The sequence below is a fragment of the Limnohabitans sp. 103DPR2 genome (assembly GCF_001412575.1).
Lineage (GTDB): Bacteria > Pseudomonadota > Gammaproteobacteria > Burkholderiales > Burkholderiaceae_C > Limnohabitans_A.
The window spans coordinates 2,412,279-2,428,564 of sequence record NZ_CP011834.1 but is presented as its reverse complement, the minus strand read 5'-3'; the positions used below and the strand labels follow the sequence as shown (position 1 = coordinate 2,428,564).

16 protein-coding genes and 3 tRNA genes are annotated in these 16,286 nt (G+C 52.4%); 12 read left to right on the top strand and 7 right to left on the bottom strand.

Going from position 1 to position 16,286, the window contains the following annotated elements; all coding sequences use genetic code 11:
* The first annotated feature begins 38 nt into the window (after positions 1-38).
* Positions 39-692 (top strand): glycerol-3-phosphate 1-O-acyltransferase PlsY, encoded by a 654-nt coding sequence (gene plsY / locus L103DPR2_RS11675; protein WP_156339902.1) that lies wholly within the window; start codon positions 39-41, stop codon positions 690-692.
* A gap of 68 nt (positions 693-760) precedes the next feature.
* On the opposite strand, the gene L103DPR2_RS11670 is transcribed toward plsY, so the two are convergent.
* Positions 761-1,246, bottom strand: a complete 486-nt coding sequence (locus tag L103DPR2_RS11670) for a YajQ family cyclic di-GMP-binding protein (protein ID WP_055361241.1) — start codon at positions 1,244-1,246, stop codon at positions 761-763.
* Positions 1,247-1,286: 40 nt separating this feature from the next.
* Between L103DPR2_RS11670 and murB the strand changes: the two genes are divergently transcribed.
* Complete coding sequence (murB, locus tag L103DPR2_RS11665; RefSeq protein ID WP_055361240.1) at positions 1,287-2,327, top strand: UDP-N-acetylmuramate dehydrogenase; 1,041 nt, start codon at positions 1,287-1,289, stop codon at positions 2,325-2,327.
* A gap of 73 nt (positions 2,328-2,400) precedes the next feature.
* Here murB and argG read toward each other — a convergent pair whose 3' ends face one another.
* The 4 genes from argG to L103DPR2_RS11645 all read right to left on the bottom strand — a co-directional run bounded on the left by argG (position 2,401) and on the right by L103DPR2_RS11645 (position 5,181).
* Complete coding sequence (gene argG, locus L103DPR2_RS11660; RefSeq protein ID WP_055361239.1) at positions 2,401-3,732, bottom strand: argininosuccinate synthase; 1,332 nt, start codon at positions 3,730-3,732, stop codon at positions 2,401-2,403.
* A 26-nt stretch (positions 3,733-3,758) separates the two neighbouring features.
* The gene (gene ppnP / locus L103DPR2_RS11655) at positions 3,759-4,076 is read right to left on the bottom strand and encodes a pyrimidine/purine nucleoside phosphorylase (RefSeq protein WP_055361238.1); all 318 of its coding nucleotides are present in this window, start codon (positions 4,074-4,076) and stop codon (positions 3,759-3,761) included.
* Between the two features lie 131 nt (positions 4,077-4,207).
* Positions 4,208-4,702 (bottom strand): glycine zipper 2TM domain-containing protein, encoded by a 495-nt coding sequence (locus L103DPR2_RS11650; RefSeq protein ID WP_082466901.1) that lies wholly within the window; start codon positions 4,700-4,702, stop codon positions 4,208-4,210.
* Positions 4,703-4,815: 113 nt separating this feature from the next.
* Positions 4,816-5,181 (bottom strand): ArsC family reductase, encoded by a 366-nt coding sequence (locus L103DPR2_RS11645; RefSeq protein WP_055361237.1) that lies wholly within the window; start codon positions 5,179-5,181, stop codon positions 4,816-4,818.
* A gap of 44 nt (positions 5,182-5,225) precedes the next feature.
* On the opposite strand from L103DPR2_RS11645, the gene folC reads away from it, so the two are divergent.
* The 9 genes from folC (at position 5,226) to L103DPR2_RS11600 (ending at position 12,510) form a co-directional block, all read left to right on the top strand.
* Positions 5,226-6,515 (top strand): bifunctional tetrahydrofolate synthase/dihydrofolate synthase, encoded by a 1,290-nt coding sequence (gene folC / locus L103DPR2_RS11640; protein ID WP_055361236.1) that lies wholly within the window; start codon positions 5,226-5,228, stop codon positions 6,513-6,515.
* An 11-nt stretch (positions 6,516-6,526) separates the two neighbouring features.
* Entirely contained in the window at positions 6,527-7,411 is an 885-nt protein-coding gene (locus tag L103DPR2_RS11635) for an SPOR domain-containing protein (RefSeq protein ID WP_055361235.1), read from the top strand.
* A gap of 13 nt (positions 7,412-7,424) precedes the next feature.
* Positions 7,425-7,913 (top strand): CvpA family protein, encoded by a 489-nt coding sequence (locus L103DPR2_RS11630; RefSeq protein WP_055361234.1) that lies wholly within the window; start codon positions 7,425-7,427, stop codon positions 7,911-7,913.
* 12 nt (positions 7,914-7,925) lie between these two features.
* Entirely contained in the window at positions 7,926-9,446 is a 1,521-nt protein-coding gene (gene purF / locus L103DPR2_RS11625) for an amidophosphoribosyltransferase (protein WP_055361233.1), read from the top strand.
* Between the two features lie 42 nt (positions 9,447-9,488).
* The gene (locus L103DPR2_RS11620) at positions 9,489-10,700 is read left to right on the top strand and encodes an O-succinylhomoserine sulfhydrylase (protein WP_055361232.1); all 1,212 of its coding nucleotides are present in this window, start codon (positions 9,489-9,491) and stop codon (positions 10,698-10,700) included.
* A 17-nt stretch (positions 10,701-10,717) separates the two neighbouring features.
* Entirely contained in the window at positions 10,718-12,115 is a 1,398-nt protein-coding gene (gene gltX, locus L103DPR2_RS11615; protein WP_055361231.1) for a glutamate--tRNA ligase, read from the top strand.
* Positions 12,116-12,173: 58 nt separating this feature from the next.
* Positions 12,174-12,249, top strand: a tRNA-Ala gene (locus tag L103DPR2_RS11610).
* A 40-nt stretch (positions 12,250-12,289) separates the two neighbouring features.
* A tRNA-Glu gene (locus L103DPR2_RS11605) sits at positions 12,290-12,365 on the top strand.
* A gap of 68 nt (positions 12,366-12,433) precedes the next feature.
* A tRNA-Asp gene (locus L103DPR2_RS11600) sits at positions 12,434-12,510 on the top strand.
* Between the two features lie 711 nt (positions 12,511-13,221).
* On the opposite strand, the gene L103DPR2_RS14330 is transcribed toward L103DPR2_RS11600, so the two are convergent.
* Entirely contained in the window at positions 13,222-13,359 is a 138-nt protein-coding gene (locus L103DPR2_RS14330; protein WP_156339901.1) for a hypothetical protein, read from the bottom strand.
* Positions 13,360-13,456: 97 nt separating this feature from the next.
* Complete coding sequence (cadR, locus tag L103DPR2_RS14245; RefSeq protein ID WP_082466809.1) at positions 13,457-13,918, bottom strand: Cd(II)/Pb(II)-responsive transcriptional regulator; 462 nt, start codon at positions 13,916-13,918, stop codon at positions 13,457-13,459.
* A gap of 97 nt (positions 13,919-14,015) precedes the next feature.
* On the opposite strand from cadR, the gene L103DPR2_RS11585 reads away from it, so the two are divergent.
* Complete coding sequence (locus L103DPR2_RS11585; RefSeq protein WP_082466808.1) at positions 14,016-16,250, top strand: heavy metal translocating P-type ATPase; 2,235 nt, start codon at positions 14,016-14,018, stop codon at positions 16,248-16,250.
* Positions 16,251-16,286: the final 36 nt, after the last annotated feature.

The following is a 16,286-nucleotide window of genomic DNA, read 5'->3' as shown; positions in this document are numbered from 1 at the left end:
TGCGCCATTTCAAGTCCAATCAAGTTTAAGATCGACGCATGTCTGAAAATTTGTTGAACGTTCTGCTGAGCCCTCTCAGTGTGGTGATCTTGGCCTACCTCTTGGGCTCTTTGAGTTTTGCTGTCATCGTCAGCCGTTTCATGGGGCTGTCTGACCCACGCTCTTATGGCAGCAAAAATCCAGGCGCCACCAATGTGCTCCGCTCGGGCAATAAAAAGGCGGCCGTTTTGACGCTCTTGTTTGATGCCCTCAAAGGCTGGTTGCCTGTGTTTGGGGTGGTGCAGTACGGTGCTGCTTTGGGCTTGGGTGAGGGCACGGCTGCGGCAGCAGGTGTTGCGGCTTTCTTGGGGCACTTGTACCCTGTGTTTTTCAGATTCCAAGGCGGTAAAGGTGTGGCCACAGCGCTGGGCGTGTTGATGGGTGTCAATCCATTGCTGGGTTTGGCCATTGCCTTGACCTGGATGGCTGTGGCTTGGTTCTTCAGGTATTCGTCCTTGGCTGCTTTGATGGCCGCCATACTTGCGCCTGTTTATTACACTTTGGCTGGTGACGTCTTGTGGCCCTTGCAAGGGCCCATGTTGGGCTTGTTGTGCCTCATGGGGATCTTCTTGGTGTGGCGACACCGAGACAATGTGAATCGCTTGTTGGCGGGCACTGAATCCAAATTGGGTGCCAAAAAAGAAGCCACCTAAGCTTGTGAAATGGGCGCAGATGCGCCATGAAAAAAGCGCCTGGATGTGAACCCAGGCGCTTTTTTGTTTCAGTCGCGGAAGTTGTTGAAGCTGATCGGGACTTCGGTGATGTCCTTCTTCAGCAGGGCCATGGCCGCTTGCAAATCATCGCGTTTGGCGCCGGTGACGCGAACCGCATCACCTTGAATGGAAGCTTGTACTTTGAGTTTGCTTTCTTTCAGTACTTTTTGGATTTTTTTGCCATCTTCGGTGGCAATGCCATTGCGGACCTTCAAGACTTGCTTGACTTTGTCGCCGCCCATTTTTTGCACGTCGCCTTTGTCTAGGAAACGCACATCGACGCCTCGCTTGGCCATTTTGTTCAAAAGTACTTCGTCAATTTGAGTGAGCTGAAAGTCGGCATCGCCATACAAAGTAATTTCTTTATCTTTCAGTTCGATGGCGGCCGAGGTGCCTTTGAAGTCAAAGCGGGTGGCAATTTCTTTGGCGGTGGTGTCGACTGCATTTTTCACTTCAACCAAGTTAGGTTCGCAAACGGTGTCAAAAGATGGCATGGGATTCAATAATCAAGTAAGAGAATGCGACAATTCTCCCATGAACGTGACCCAAAACGTAGCCCTTCAGACTTACAACAGCTTTGGCATTGTGGCCAAGGCCTATTCCTTGGTGCGAATTCGCTCTGTGGAGGAGGCCGTTGCGGTTCAGCAGGACCTGAAAAATCACCCTGAGGGCCACTGCGTGTTGGGCGGGGGGAGCAACATCGTCTTGACGGGTGATGTCAAGCCGCTGGTCCTCAAAATGGAAATCATGGGCAAGCGCTTGGTCGGTGAAACAGAAAAAGCATGGATTGTGGAGGCGGGTGCTGGAGAGAACTGGCATGAGCTGGTCACTTGGACGCTGGAACAAGGCTGGCCCGGGTTGGAGAACATGGCTTTGATCCCAGGTTCGGTGGGTGCCTCTCCCGTTCAAAACATTGGTGCTTATGGTGTCGAACTCCAAGACCGCTTTGAATCTCTGGATGCCCTCGACTTGTTGACGGGCCAAGTCTTTAGCCTCAATGCGGCACAGTGCGCCTTTGGCTATCGTGACTCCGTTTTCAAACACACCAGCAGCGGGCCCAATGGCATGGGCTTGGGCGGCCGCGCCTTGATTCTGCGTGTTCGTTTTAATTTGCCCAAACTCTGGAAACCTGTCCTGGGCTACTTGGACTTGGAAAGAAAAATGGCCGAGACCGGCATTGCAAATCCATCAGCCCAGCAAATTTACCAATGGGTGTGTGACATTCGTCGCCACAAGTTGCCCGACCCCAAGGTCTTGGGCAATGCTGGCAGCTTTTTCAAGAACCCAACCGTCACGCCTGAGCAATGTGCCGACATCATTGCGCGTGATCCCAAAGTGGTTCATTACCCCATGCCTGATGGCACCATCAAATTGGCAGCCGGCTGGCTGATCGATGCTTGCGGTTGGAAAGGGAAGAGCGTGGGCAATGCGGCTGTGTACGAAAAGCAAGCCTTGGTGTTGGTCAACCGCGGTGGCGCGACAGGCGGCGAAGTGGTCACCTTGGCCAAGGCCATTCAAACCAGTGTCTACGAGCGGTTCGGCATTCGTTTAGAGCCTGAGCCCGTTGTGATTTAAACCAAAGTACAGACGAAAAAAGAGCCACGCGAAGTGGCTCTTTTGCATTGAAGCAAATTGCTTCATGTGGCGTTTATTTGCCGCCTTCAAGTTTGAGCATCTCGGCGCCTTCGCCCAAAGACAACAAACCTGTTTGTGCATAGATGCCCAACTTGGCGCGTGTGTCGACAATGTCCAAATTGCGCATGGTGAGTTGACCAATGCGGTCCAAAGGTGTGAAGGTGGATTCGCCTTTTTCCATCGTCAAACGCTCTGGGTGGTAGGTGAGGTTAGGCGATGTGGTGTTCAAAATGGAGTAGTCGTTGCCACGGCGCAGTTCAATGGTGACCTCGCCTGTAACGGCACGCGCCACCCAACGCTGCGCTGTTTCGCGCAACATCAAAGCTTGTGAATCAAACCAACGACCTTGGTACAACAGGCGGCCCAGCTTGCGGCCGTTGTCGCGGTATTGTTCGATCGTGTCTTCGTTGTGAATGCCTGTGACCAAGCGCTCGTAAGCGATGAACAACAAAGCCAAGCCAGGGGCTTCGTAAATGCCACGGCTCTTGGCTTCAATGATGCGGTTTTCAATTTGATCGCTCATGCCCAAACCATGTCGGCCACCAATGCGATTGGCTTCCAAAATGAGTTCAACAGGATCTGAGTAACTCACGCCATTCAAAGCCACGGGCTGGCCTTCTTCAAAGCGCACAGTCACTTCTTCGTGTTTGACCACGCAGTCTTCGCGCCAGAAAGGCACACCCATGATGGGCTGCACAATTTTCATACCGCTGTTCAAGTGCTCCAGGTCTTTGGCTTCGTGTGTGGCGCCCAACATGTTGGAGTCGGTGGAGTAGGCCTTTTCAGCCGACATCTTGTAGCCAAAGCCGTGTTGCGTCATGAACGCAGACATTTCGGCGCGGCCACCCAGCTCGTCAATGAACAGCTGGTCTAACCATGGCTTGTAAATTTTGAGTGAGGGGTTGGTGAGCAAACCGTAGCGGTAGAAGCGCTCGATGTCATTGCCCTTGAAGGTGCTGCCGTCGCCCCAGATGTTGACGTCGTCTTCCTTCATGGCGGCCACCAACATGGTGCCTGTGACGGCGCGGCCAATGGGGGTGGTGTTGAAATAGGTGACGCCCGCTGTTGAGATGTGGAAGGCGCCACATTGCAAAGCGGCAATGCCCTCGTGCGCCAATTGCTTGCGGCAGTCGATCAGGCGCGCTTGCTCTGCGCCGTATTCTTTGGCCTTGCGAGGAATCTCTTCGTAGTCGGGTTCGTCTGGCTGACCCAAGTTGGCTGTGTAGGCGTAAGGCACAGCGCCTTTTTGGCGCATCCACAGCAAGGCTGCACTGGTGTCCAAGCCGCCAGAAAAGGCAATGCCTACTTTTTGACCAGCGGGAATGTGTTGAAGAATGGTGGCCATAGAAGTACTTTCAAATGCGTTACGAATCAACCAAAGTGGCAGATGTAGTGATAAGCCTCAGTGACGCGAATCTCAAAGCTGGATTGGCCTGGCACACTGAATTTTTCGCCAGCTTTGGAGCTGACCCAGTCTTGGCTGCCTGCCAATTTGTATTCGCAAGAACCCCCCACGCACTCCATGATTTCGGGCGCGCCAGTGTTGAATGTCAAAGTGGAGGGCAGGACCACGCCCACAGATTTTTTGGTGCCGTCTGCCAGCGTGATGTTGTGGCTGACGCATTTGCCATCAAAGTAAACGTTGGCTTGGGTGGTCACGGAGACGTGGTCGATTTTCTGGGTGGTCATGGTGAAATCTAGAGTGGGTTGTCCTGACCAACCCATCCGGGCAGCCATGTAGGACGAAACAAAACCCTAGATTTTAGGCGATTGCGGGGCGATCAGGGGCCTCATGAACCCCATGAGCCCATCGCTCGCACTTAATTGACTGGTGTGATTTGCAATTTGATTGTGGGGCCAGGGTCTTTGGGCCATTGAACGGTGTATTGCTTGCCTGCAAATTCGTAGACCACGTTGTAGCCCATCAAGCGATTTTCGTAAACCTGCTGTGTGGTGCAAGTTTGCTGAGTTTGGGTCTGACTTTGGGGCCCTTCCACTTTGTCGCCGGCAATGGCGCCGCCGATGACTCCAATCATGGTGGCGATGGCTCGGCCTTCACCTTTGCCCATGGCGTTGCCAATGGCCCCGCCCGCAATGGCGCCCATGGCGGCGCCTGCGCCCGACGTTTGGGCGGGAGAAGTCACTTGCGTTTGGGTGCAAACCTGACGCGGGACCGTGACTTGCTGATAAACCGGCGTGCGGCTGATGACCTGGCCCACTTCTTGGGCTTGCGCAGGGCTGATGGCCAAAAAGGCGAGCAGGCTGCCAGCCAAACAGGGGGTCCAACGGGTAACTGAAAGAGAGCGAACTGTCATGGATTGCATTTCTAGGGTTAAAAGCCAAGTTCAATTTTAGAGCGGCGCTAAAGCTGTACCGTGAAGCCTGCGTAAAGTTGCCGCTCTGAAGGCAGATGACTGCCTTGCAACACTTAACGCGTCAGCCACTGTTCTGGTTGATAGCCCACCGTGATGTCAGTGCCTTTGGCAGATTGCCACTCAATGACGGGTCTTTTGACCAAGCTCGGGTTGGCAAGCAAAAAGGGTTTGGCGGAAGCGGCACTTGTCACGCTGGCTTGGTCTTCAGGGCTGAGCTTGCGCCAACTGGTGCCTTTGCGGTTGACCACGGTTTCCCAGCCAAGCGCTTTCAGCCAGCTGTTCAGGGCATTTTCGGGCAAGCCTTGTTTTTTGAAGTCGTGGAAAACATACTCAAACCCTTGATCGGTCAGCCATGCACGGGCTTTTTTGACGGTATCGCAGTTGGGGATGCCGTAAAGGGTGATGCTGGTGTATTTCATGATGTCCTGTAAGTCGATGCAGTCTCAGCGACAATCTTACCCATATGAAAACATTGAGTGAATGGCTCGCCCATTGCGAGCAACTGCACCCCCAAGCCATTGACATGGGCCTAGACCGTGTGCGTCAAGTGGCCCAACGCATGAACTTGAGTCTGACCATGCCTGTGATCACCGTCGCAGGTACCAATGGCAAAGGTTCAACGTGTGCCTTGCTGGAGGCCATTTACCTTCAAGCGGGCTACAAAACGGGCGTTTACACATCCCCACATTTGGTTCATTTTGAAGAGCGTTGTCGCTTGGTGGGCGAGTCGCCTCAGGCAGAAGTCTTTGCCTCGGCCTTTGAATGTGTCGAGTCTGCGCGCCATGACACCAGCTTGACCTATTTTGAATTCAGCACTTTGGCCATTTTGAAAATGATGTCGGATGCCGAACTGGATGTGGTGATTTTGGAGGTGGGCTTGGGGGGGCGCTTGGATGCCGTGAACATCATTGATCCCGATTGCGCCATCATCACCAGCATTGATTTGGACCACACCGCCTTGTTAGGGGCAGACCGCGACAGCATTGGCCTTGAAAAAGCCGGCATCATGCGCGCCGGCCAACCCGTGGTGATCAGTGACCCGATGCCACCAGAGAGTGTGGTGAAACAAGCGCAAGCTTTGGGAGCGGATGCTTGGTTACTTGGCAAAGATTTCAATTTTTCAGGGGATCAGCTTCAATGGTCTTGGGCGGGGAGGGGGCGTCGGTACAGTGGGCTGGCTTACCCGGCGCTGCGTGGCGCCAATCAATTGCTCAATGCTTCTGGCGTGTTGGCTGCTTTGGAGGTCATGCGCCCGCAATTGCCCGTCACAGCACAGGCCATCCGAAATGGCTTGGCCATGGTGGAGTTGACAGGTCGTTTTCAAATTGTCCCAGGCGAGCCGGTTTTGGTCTTGGATGTGGCCCACAACCCGCATTCTGTGGCGGCTTTGGCTGCCAATTTGGACGCCATGGGGTTCTATCCCACCACCCATGCCGTTTTTGGCGCCATGGCCGACAAAGATTTGGAGAGCATGCTGAAAAAGCTACTGCCCTTGGTCGATGCTTGGTATTTCACCGATTTGCCGCTTCCCAGAGCCAGCACGGCCCAGCAATTGGCCACAGATTGGGCTGCCTTGAACACCCGCAAGGATGTTCGTTCCAGTGTGCATGAAACGCCTCAAAAAGCCTTGGATGCCGCCATCTTGGCTGCAGACCCCACTGATAGAATCTTGGTCTTTGGTTCGTTCTATACGGTGGGCGGCGTTTTGCAGCAGGGCATCCCCAAGCTGCACGCCAAGCACCTGCGTAATTGAGACTTCACCGCATGGCTTTTTTCAAGCTTCGATTTCCTGGCCGTCAGTCGGCCAACACCGGCGCAGATGCGCTGTCCAGTACGCCTGCTGAGAGCGTGGAGGTGATTCGCAAGCGCGCTCGTCATCGCTTGATGGGCTCTGTCGTTTTGGTGTTGGGTGCAGTTGTCGGCTTACCCTTGCTGTTTGACAGTCAGCCTCGTCCGGTCGCCATCGACACACCCATCGTCATTCCAGATCGTAACCAAGCAGCGCCATTGGCCACACCGGGCAACAGTTCCAAATCGACGCAAGCCAAAGAGCGTCCCGTGCTGGTGCCCTCAGCGCCTGAGCAGCCTGCTGTGACACCTGCCAAAAGTGCTGTTGCCAACGTGGCAGCTTTGGACCCTCACGAAGAGGTGGTCACCAAAGACACAAAGACTGAAATCAAGTCTGAAACCAAGACTGAAGCCAAGCCCGAGGTCAAAGCTGAATCCAAACCAGAAGCTAAGCATGAGGTGAAGCCTGAAGCAAAGCCGGAAGTCAAAGCGGATACCAAAGCTGACCCCAAGACTGATAAAAAACCCGATGTCAAATCCGACAAAAAGTCGGAGACCAAATCAGAGTCCAAAGATGGAGCCAAGGCCAAAGCCTTGTTGGATGGCAAAGACGCTGCCAAGTCATCTGAGGCTGTGAGGTCTGTGGTGCAGGTGGGTGCTTTTGCGGATGCAGCCAAAGCCAAGGAAGCGCGCACGAAGTTGGAACAAGCAGGCTTGAAAACCTACACGCAAGAAGTTGATACCAAAGAAGGCAAACGCATTCGCGTTCGTGTTGGACCCTTTGCGACCAAAGAAGAAGCTGACAAAGCCGCTGAAAAAATTCGCAAACTGAACCTACCCACTTCTGTCTTAAAGCTCTAAGCAAGGGCCAGACATGTCCTCCACCGATTGGATCCTACTGACCGTGCTTGTAGCATCTATGTTGGTAGGTGCATGGCGCGGCTTGGTCTATGAGGTCTTGTCGGTCATGGGCTGGATTGCTGCTTTCTTGTTGGCCCAATGGCTGGCGCCTGAAGTGGCCGAAAAATTACCCATGCAAAGCTCAGGCGAAACGCTGCGATATGCGGCGGCATTCGTTTTGGTTTTCATTGTCAGTGTCTTTGCGGCGGGACTCATCTCTGCCCTGATGAAGCGTTTGATTTCTGCCGTAGGTTTAAGACCTGTGGACCGTATTTTGGGGGCCGTGTTTGGCCTGTTTCGTGGTTTGATTTTGCTCTTGGCCTTGAGTGTGGTGGTTCACATGACGGCATTGCAAGAGAGTGATTGGTGGCTCGAGTCCAAGGGAGCCCCCATGCTGATCACGATGCTCAAAGGCTTGCGCCCCATGTTGCCTGAAAAGTTTGGGGCCTTTTTGCCCGTCTGAATGGATTGACTTATGTGTGGAATTGTTGGCGTTGCAAGCAACGCACCTGTGAACCAACTGATCTATGACGCGTTGCTGTTGTTGCAGCACCGTGGTCAAGATGCGGCAGGCATCGTGACGCAGATGGACCGCAAGTTTCACATGCACAAAGCCAAAGGCATGGTTCGTGACGTGTTCAGAACACGCAACATGCGCTCACTGCCAGGCAATTGTGGTCTGGGCCAAGTGCGCTATCCCACTGCAGGCAATGCTTTCAGTGAAGAAGAGGCGCAGCCGTTTTATGTGAATGCGCCATTTGGTTTGGTCTTGGTGCACAACGGCAACTTGACCAATGCCAAAGCACTCAAGGCAGAATTGTTTTCAACTGATCATCGTCATATCAACACAGAAAGTGATTCGGAAGTTTTGCTCAATGTGCTTGCACATGAGTTGGAAAAAACCACACGAGGTTTGCCACTGACCCCAGCTGATGTCTTCAAGGCAGTCCAGGGCGTTCATCGCCGCGTGAAGGGTTCTTACGCTGTCATTGCACTCATTGCCGGACATGGTTTGCTGGCATTTCGTGATCCCTTTGGCATTCGTCCTCTGTGCATTGGCAAAGGCAAGGACGGCACATACATGTTGGCCAGTGAATCGGTGGCACTTGAAGGCACACTGCATCAATTTGAGCGCAACATTGATCCGGGTGAAGCAGTGTTCATTGACATGCAAACCCAACTGCACAGTCAGCAATGTGCAGATACGCCCCAACTAAGTCCGTGCATTTTTGAATACGTTTATTTGGCCCGTCCAGACTCCACCCTGGACGGTATTTCTGTTTACCAAGCACGTTTGAACCTGGGTGAAACTTTGGCCAAGCGGGTCATCTCAACTGTTCCACCTAGCGACATTGATGTGGTCATTCCCATTCCAGAATCGAGTCGACCCAGCGCCGCACAATTGGCGCAGTTGTTGGGCTTGCCTTACCGTGAAGGCTTTGTGAAAAATCGCTATGTGGGCCGCACGTTCATCATGCCGGGCCAGGCAGTTCGCAAAAAATCAGTGCGTCAAAAACTCAATGTGATTGCCAGCGAATTCAAAGGCCGCAATGTTTTGTTGGTCGACGATTCCATTGTGCGCGGCACCACCAGCCGCGAAATTGTTCAGATGGCAAGAGAAGCTGGTGCGCGCAAGGTGTACATGGCCAGTGCTGCACCCCCTGTGCGGTATCCCAATGTTTACGGCATTGACATGCCCACCTCAGACGAGTTGGTTGCGCACAACCGCACGGTTGACGAAATTCGTCAAATCATCGATTGCGATGCTTTGATATACCAAGATGTCGACGCGATGAAATTGGCAGTGGCCAATGCTGTCTTGCCGGGATTCCCCAAAGTCAAAGGTTTTGACGCCTCTTGCTTTGACGGTATTTATGTCACGGGCGATGTCTCTGCAGAAGACATTGTGCGACTCAATGAAAACCGACCTTCGCAACAAGATGAATTGGAAGCCGACGCAGATCGCTCACGCTTGGCCTTGCCCAATGCCACCTAATTTCATTGCCTCCCTACTACCTGAAAAGCAGCTAAGACCGACATGAGTCAACATCCTTTGCCCGACAATTTGCACATCGACACTTTGGCCGTACGCGCTGCTGTAGACCGCAGCCAATATGGTGAAAATTCAGAGGCGATGTATCTGACCAGTGGCTATGTGCAGCCCGATGCCGAAACTGCAGCGCGCCGTTTTGCAGGCGAGGAGGAGGGCTACACCTACGCTCGATTGGGCAACCCCACTGTCAGCAGTTTTGAAATGCGCTTGGCGGCCTTGGAAGGCGCAGAGGCTTGCATTGCGACCTCGACAGGCATGTCCGCTATTTTGTTGATGTGTTTGGGCTTGCTCAAAAGTGGTGACCATGTCATCTGCTCGCATTCCTTGTTTGGCTCCACCATCAAATTGATTGGCAGCGAGTTTGCCAAATTTGGCGTGCAAACCAGCTATGTGTCACAAACCAATGTGGCTGAGTGGAAAGCGGCCATGCAGCCCAATACTCGCCTGTTGTTTGCTGAGACACCCACCAACCCCTTGACCGATGTGTGTGACATTCAGGCCTTGGCAGACATTGCGCATGCTGGCAATGCTTTGTTGGTGGTCGACAACTGTTTTGCAACCCCCATCTTGCAACGTCCTTTAGAGATGGGTGCCGATTTAATCGTGCATTCGGGGACCAAGTACTTGGATGGTCAAGGTCGCGTCATGGCGGGTGCTTTGTGCGGCTCAAAAGCATTGATCGACGATGTCTTTGGACCTGTGATGCGCAGTGCGGGTATGACCTTGTCGCCTTTCAATGCCTGGGTGGTTTTGAAAGGCTTGGAGACGCTTGGCATTCGCATGCATGCGCAATCTCAACAGGCAATTGCACTGGCGCAATGGCTAGAAGCACAGCCGCAAGTGGCCCGTGTTTACTATCCTGGTTTGAAAAGCCATGCGCAACACACGTTGGCCATGAAGCAGCAGTCGGGCTTGGGTGGCGCGGTGTTGTCCTTTGAGGTTAAGGCCAACTCGCCTGAGCAAGGCCGCGAGAACGCCTTCAAAGTCATGAATGCCACACGCACAGTTTCTCTCAGTACCAATTTGGGGGATGTGAAAACCTTGGTGGCCCATCCAGCCAGTACCTCGCATGGCCGTTTGTCCGAAGCACAACGGCAAGTGGCAGGTATTCAGCAAAGCTTGATCCGTGTGGCAGTGGGCCTGGAACATTTGGATGATTTGAAAGCTGATTTCATCCGCGGCTTTCAAGCCCTTTAATTTCGAAAACAACAACAATGTCGTCATCAAATCAACCGGTTCGCACACGCTTTGCGCCATCGCCTACGGGCTTCATTCACTTGGGCAACATTCGCTCTGCCTTGTACCCTTGGGCATTTGCCAAATCGCAAGGTGGTACGTTCATTTTGCGCATTGAAGACACTGACTTAGAGCGGTCTAACCAGGCTTCTGTGGATGTGATCTTGGAAGGCATGGCTTGGTTGGGCATGAACCCTGACGAAGGTCCCTTCTATCAGATGCAGCGCATGGACCGATACAAGCAAGTGTTGGCTGAATTGCAAGCCACAGGGCAGGTCTACCCTTGCTACATGAGCATTGAAGAGTTGGATGCCTTGCGTGAAAAGCAAATGGCGGCCAAGGAGAAACCCCGTTACGACGGTACATGGCGTCCTGAGCCAGGTAAGACCTTGCCACCTGTGCCTGAAGGTGTGAAGCCTGTGTTGCGTTTCAAGAATCCCATCGAGGGTGTTGTGGCTTGGGATGACAAGGTCAAGGGCCGCATTGAAATCAGCAATCAAGAGTTGGACGACTTGGTGATCGCACGTCCCGATGGCACGCCCACTTACAACTTTTGCGTGGTGGTGGATGACATTGACATGCAGATCACGCACGTGATTCGGGGCGATGACCATGTCAACAACACCCCACGACAAATCAACATCTTCAAAGCACTGGGCAAAGAAGTGCCGGTGTACGCACACTTGCCCACCGTGCTGAATGAGCAGGGCGAGAAGATGAGCAAACGCAATGGTGCCAAGCCCGTCACGCAGTACCGCGATGAAGGTTACTTGCCCGATGCCATGGTGAACTACTTGGCGCGTTTGGGTTGGAGTCACGGTGATGATGAAATTTTCAGTCGCCAGCAATTCTTGGACTGGTTCGATCTTGACCACTTGGGTCGCAGCGCCGCGCAGTTTGACGATGCCAAATTGCGATGGGTCAATGCCCAACATCTGAAAGCCACTGACGATGCCAAATTGGCAGCGTGGGTGAGTGACATCTTGCGTCAGCGCGGTATTGCGTCAGACGACCGCTTGGCGGCCATTTGCGGCTTGTTCAAAGACCGCTGTGACACCTTGTGTGTATTGGCCGATTGGGTCACAGCTTTCTATGGCGATGTGGTGCCGAAGGAAGAAGAGAAGACGCAACACGTGACAGACGCTGTGAAGCCCGCGCTGGCTACCTTGGTGGACAAGTTGTCTGGTGCTGACTGGGACAAGGCCAGTATTGCGGCTGTGATCAAAGAGGTCTTGGCGGCGCACGGCCTGAAAATGCCTCAATTGGCCATGCCTGTGCGCGTCTTGGTGATGGGAACAGCGCAGACCCCCTCCCTGGATGCTGTCTTGTCTTTGTGCGAAAAGCAAAAAGTTTTAGACCGCTTGAAAAAGGCCTGAAAATCTGTCTATAATCCATTTCTCGACACCAACGAGGGATGTTTAAAAGCATCACAAAGGGGGTATAGCTCAGCTGGGAGAGCGCTTGCATGGCATGCAAGAGGTCAGCGGTTCGATCCCGCTTACCTCCACCAAAGTGTCGAGAATGAGTTGTTAAAACTCAGTCCAGGTTATGACCCTATCGTCTAGAGGCCTAGGACATCACCCTTTCACGGTGAGTACCGGGGTTCGAATCCCCGTAGGGTCGCCAAGTTTTGTTGCACTTGGCTCTGTTGCTAGCGAAAGCTAAGACAGTAGAGCAGAAGCTTCAAGCTACCAGGAGTGGTAGTTCAGTTGGTTAGAATACCGGCCTGTCACGCCGGGGGTCGCGGGTTCGAGTCCCGTCCACTCCGCCATTAAGCTAGTAAACACGCGCCTTCGGGCGCGTTTTTCGTTTCTACCCGCCTATTCACCCACCATTAAAACTATGCTGGTACAGGCTGGACAATCAGCTCCTATGCGTTTCAGCAAAAACAAACATCTTGAAAATATGTATTTTGCCGATCTCTCGTTAGCAGCTGTGATTACGACTTTACCCACTTTGATGCTCAAGATAATTTTTGGTAATCCTGACACCATACCGTACCCCCACCCCCAGTTTATCGGTGAGGCCCCTCCAGACAGGTTAATCACTGTTCAGTAAACGCAATATAAAAATCCAAGAACCTTTGTCAAACGTTGGACAACAGGGCAGTATGAGCATGTAATCCGGCAAAGTCGGAAAGAGACTGACCTTTCATCCAGTCGATTGAAAAAATTTGAATTGCCTGATACATTGAATTCATGGTCTGGTTCGGCTCTATATTGAGTTGTGACTCGCGGTAAGGCTTGGCAGGTAGAACCTGTCGTTCATGAATAGGCACCAGACCAAATGTTCATGACGGCTTAATTTTTAAAAGGATTGAGCTATGAATGCCAAAAACAATCAAGCGTTGATGCAGCGAATCAACCGTCGCTTAGATGGTCTAAGAGTTAGAGTGTGTAGACACGATTCAAGGGATTTTCTGAACTTGGGACGTTATTACATTACTGACTCAAGCAAATTGCTGCGAGAACGTAACGTTGACTTAAACCAGTTGGCCAAGGAGCTTGGACTGACTTGACCTTAACGCCCCAATAACAATGGGGCGTTTTTGTTTGCGCGCGGCAAAGTAGGTTTTGCGGCGCAGCTTCAGCATAGTGCCGGCTATGAAAAATTCAGCCATGCTTGCCCCCTGCGTATTCCAGTGATGTTGACCAATCAGTCCAGCAACGTGACCAGCGCGTCCAGTTGTATTGACCAATTAATGTCCATCTCAGACATTACAAGCTTTTTGAGTGCAATCCACCAATGTGCCCTGAAACGCTTTTTGATTTCAAAGTTGCTTGGCGTGGATGTGCAGATAACTCAGCAAGAATGCCGCATTGGTTTGTTGCCCGCGCTTCCATACAAGTTTCGCGTAATTCTTTGAGTTGGCGCTCAAGTGTTCGCAACTCTTTTATCCTTGACGCAACGTCCGCCATGTGTGTATCGATCAGTTCATTCACACCATCGCAGTCACCTTGCTGTGCGTCCTTGAAAGCCAGTAAGGTTCGAATTTCGTTCAGTGTCATATCCAGACTTCTGCAGTTACGGATAAAAGACAGCCGAGCCGCATGTTCGGGGCCATAAATTCGATAGTTTCCTTCCGAGCGCAGCGGTGAAGGTAGCAACCCTTCTCGCTCGTAATACCGAATCGTCTCCACCTGTGTTTGGGTAGATTTAGCTAGTTCACCGATCTTCATGTGGCATCTTTTCGAACTGATTTGAAGGTCAAATTTTATGCGCTTGACACTGTAGTGACTATAGGGTTTCTAATCTACCCAACTAGGAGTAACAGTTATGTCAGTCACTGAGCAAGTACAACAAATTAAAACTCAATTGTCCTGCGGATGCGGGACGACCTGCGCTTCAACGCCCGTCACTGTTGAGCACCCCAGTGCAGTTGGTTTAAGCAACGATGATCAGCGTTTTCGCATTGCCAATATGGACTGCGCTTCTGAGGAGTCGGAAATTCGTCAAGCGTTGGTAGCGATTCAAGGCATTCGAAGTTTGCGCTTCGATCTGACTGCTCGCGAATTGACGATTGCCGCTGATCCACAAGTTGTGGCCGAATCTATCGATGCCATTCGCAGAGTGGGTTTTAAACCAGAGCCGTTGATCGACGAGCGTGACAAAGCAAATGCAAAAGGCGTTGCCTCGCATAGATTTTGGGACTCATGGGGCAAGTTGATTTGTGCTTTGATATTGTCTTTAGCCGCCGAGGGCTTGGCTTTTGCATTGCCCGATGACTTGGCTTCAAAAGGATTAGGCATGGCACTTGCCGCCTGTGCGATCGCCTTAGCGGGCTTTTCGGTCTACGGCAAAGGTCTTTCTGCTTTGGTTCGAGGGCGCTTGAATATGAACGCACTCATGACCGTCGCTGTCACAGGTGCATTCCTGATCGGACAATGGCCAGAGGCCGCTATGGTGATGGCACTGTATGCCATTGCTGAAGCGATTGAGGCCCGAGCAGTCGACCGTGCTCGCAACGCCATCAAAAGCCTGCTGGCACTTGCACCAGAACACGCCGAAGTTCTGCAAACTGATGGGCAGTGGGTGCCGTGCCCTGTGAAGACCGTTGAAATAGGCGCAACTGTGCGTGTGCGTCCGGGCGAACGCGTCGCCCTAGACGGCGTCGTCAAATCAGGTAGCAGTGCTGTCAATCAAGCCCCTGTCACTGGTGAAAGCTTGCCAGTCGATAAAACTGCTGGTGATGAAGTCTATGCAGGCACCATCAATCAATCAGGATCATTGGAAATTCAGGTCACGGCACTGGCCTCGGACAGTACCTTAACTCGCATCATCCACGCCGTCGAACAAGCGCAAGCATCACGTGCCCCAACCCAACGGTTTGTGGATAAATTCGCAACTATTTACACACCAGCCGTCTTTGTTTTAGCTGTTGCTGTGGCTGTACTGATGCCTTGGCTTGCAGACTGGACTTGGATTCAAGCGCTCTACAAAGCCTTGGTGCTTTTGGTCATTGCTTGCCCTTGTGCCTTGGTCATTTCCACCCCAGTCACGGTCGTCAGTGGTTTAGCTGCAGGGGCACGTCGAGGCATTTTGATCAAGGGGGGTGTTTATCTTGAAGAAGCCAGAAGCATCAAGGTGGTAGCCCTAGACAAAACAGGAACCATCACACAAGGTAAACCGAAATTAGTGGCGTTTGAACCCATCGATACAAGCTTAGATTTTGCAAACACTCAAAGCATTGCCAAAAGTCTTGCTGCTCGTTCAGACCATCCCGTGTCCAAAGCCATTGCCGAAGGTCTCACCGCAGACCTAAGAGATGTCACTGAATTTCAAGCAGTTGCAGGTCGTGGCGTACAAGGTGTCATTGAGGCGCATCCCTATGCGTTGGCCAATCATCGTTGGATCGAAGAGCGCCAACAATGCTCTGCCGAACTTGAGAATCGCCTCAAAGTTCATGAAGAAGCGGGAAGAACCGTCACCATTTTGACCAATGCCAATCGTGTGATGGCTTTGTGTGCTGTGGCCGACACCATCAAACCCTCGTCCACACAAGCGGTGGCTGAGTTGAAGTCCATGGGCGTGACACCCGTGATGTTGACGGGTGACAACATTGCCACAGCGCATACCGTAGCAGCGAAAGCAGGGATTGATGAAGTTAGAGGCAACCTGCTGCCAGAAGACAAACTAGATGCGATTGCTGAGCTTCAACAGCGGTTTGGCGTCACGGCCATGACAGGTGACGGCATCAATGATGCACCTGCCTTGGCAAAAGCTAATATTGGTTTTGCCATGGGAGGCGCTGGCACGCACACCGCAATGGAGGCGGCTGATGTGGTGGTGATGAATGATGACCTGCGCCGTCTGCCAGAAACCATTCGATTATCCAAACGAACCCATGCTGTGCTTTGGCAAAACATCAGCTTGGCGCTCGGTATCAAGGCCGTATTTTTAGCGCTGGCGATTTTTGGCGATGCAACCATGTGGATGGCAGTGTTTGCCGACATGGGTGCCAGTCTGATGGTCGTTTTCAATGGCTTGAGGCTTTTGAAAGCCCAGCATTGAAGATGGGGCATTCAACGAAACACCAACTTTGTCTTC

Coding starts and splice junctions, on each gene's coding strand:
- plsY (WP_156339902.1), top strand. CDS start 39: ATGTCTGAAAATTTGTTGAACGTTCTGCTGAGCCCTCTCAGTGTGGTG.
- L103DPR2_RS11670 (WP_055361241.1), bottom strand. CDS start 1,246: ATGCCATCTTTTGACACCGTTTGCGAACCTAACTTGGTTGAAGTGAAA.
- murB (WP_055361240.1), top strand. CDS start 1,287: ATGAACGTGACCCAAAACGTAGCCCTTCAGACTTACAACAGCTTTGGC.
- argG (WP_055361239.1), bottom strand. CDS start 3,732: ATGGCCACCATTCTTCAACACATTCCCGCTGGTCAAAAAGTAGGCATT.
- ppnP (WP_055361238.1), bottom strand. CDS start 4,076: ATGACCACCCAGAAAATCGACCACGTCTCCGTGACCACCCAAGCCAAC.
- L103DPR2_RS11650 (WP_082466901.1), bottom strand. CDS start 4,702: ATGACAGTTCGCTCTCTTTCAGTTACCCGTTGGACCCCCTGTTTGGCT.
- L103DPR2_RS11645 (WP_055361237.1), bottom strand. CDS start 5,181: ATGAAATACACCAGCATCACCCTTTACGGCATCCCCAACTGCGATACC.
- folC (WP_055361236.1), top strand. CDS start 5,226: ATGAAAACATTGAGTGAATGGCTCGCCCATTGCGAGCAACTGCACCCC.
- L103DPR2_RS11635 (WP_055361235.1), top strand. CDS start 6,527: ATGGCTTTTTTCAAGCTTCGATTTCCTGGCCGTCAGTCGGCCAACACC.
- L103DPR2_RS11630 (WP_055361234.1), top strand. CDS start 7,425: ATGTCCTCCACCGATTGGATCCTACTGACCGTGCTTGTAGCATCTATG.
- purF (WP_055361233.1), top strand. CDS start 7,926: ATGTGTGGAATTGTTGGCGTTGCAAGCAACGCACCTGTGAACCAACTG.
- L103DPR2_RS11620 (WP_055361232.1), top strand. CDS start 9,489: ATGAGTCAACATCCTTTGCCCGACAATTTGCACATCGACACTTTGGCC.
- gltX (WP_055361231.1), top strand. CDS start 10,718: ATGTCGTCATCAAATCAACCGGTTCGCACACGCTTTGCGCCATCGCCT.
- L103DPR2_RS14330 (WP_156339901.1), bottom strand. CDS start 13,359: ATGGCTGAATTTTTCATAGCCGGCACTATGCTGAAGCTGCGCCGCAAA.
- cadR (WP_082466809.1), bottom strand. CDS start 13,918: ATGAAGATCGGTGAACTAGCTAAATCTACCCAAACACAGGTGGAGACG.
- L103DPR2_RS11585 (WP_082466808.1), top strand. CDS start 14,016: ATGTCAGTCACTGAGCAAGTACAACAAATTAAAACTCAATTGTCCTGC.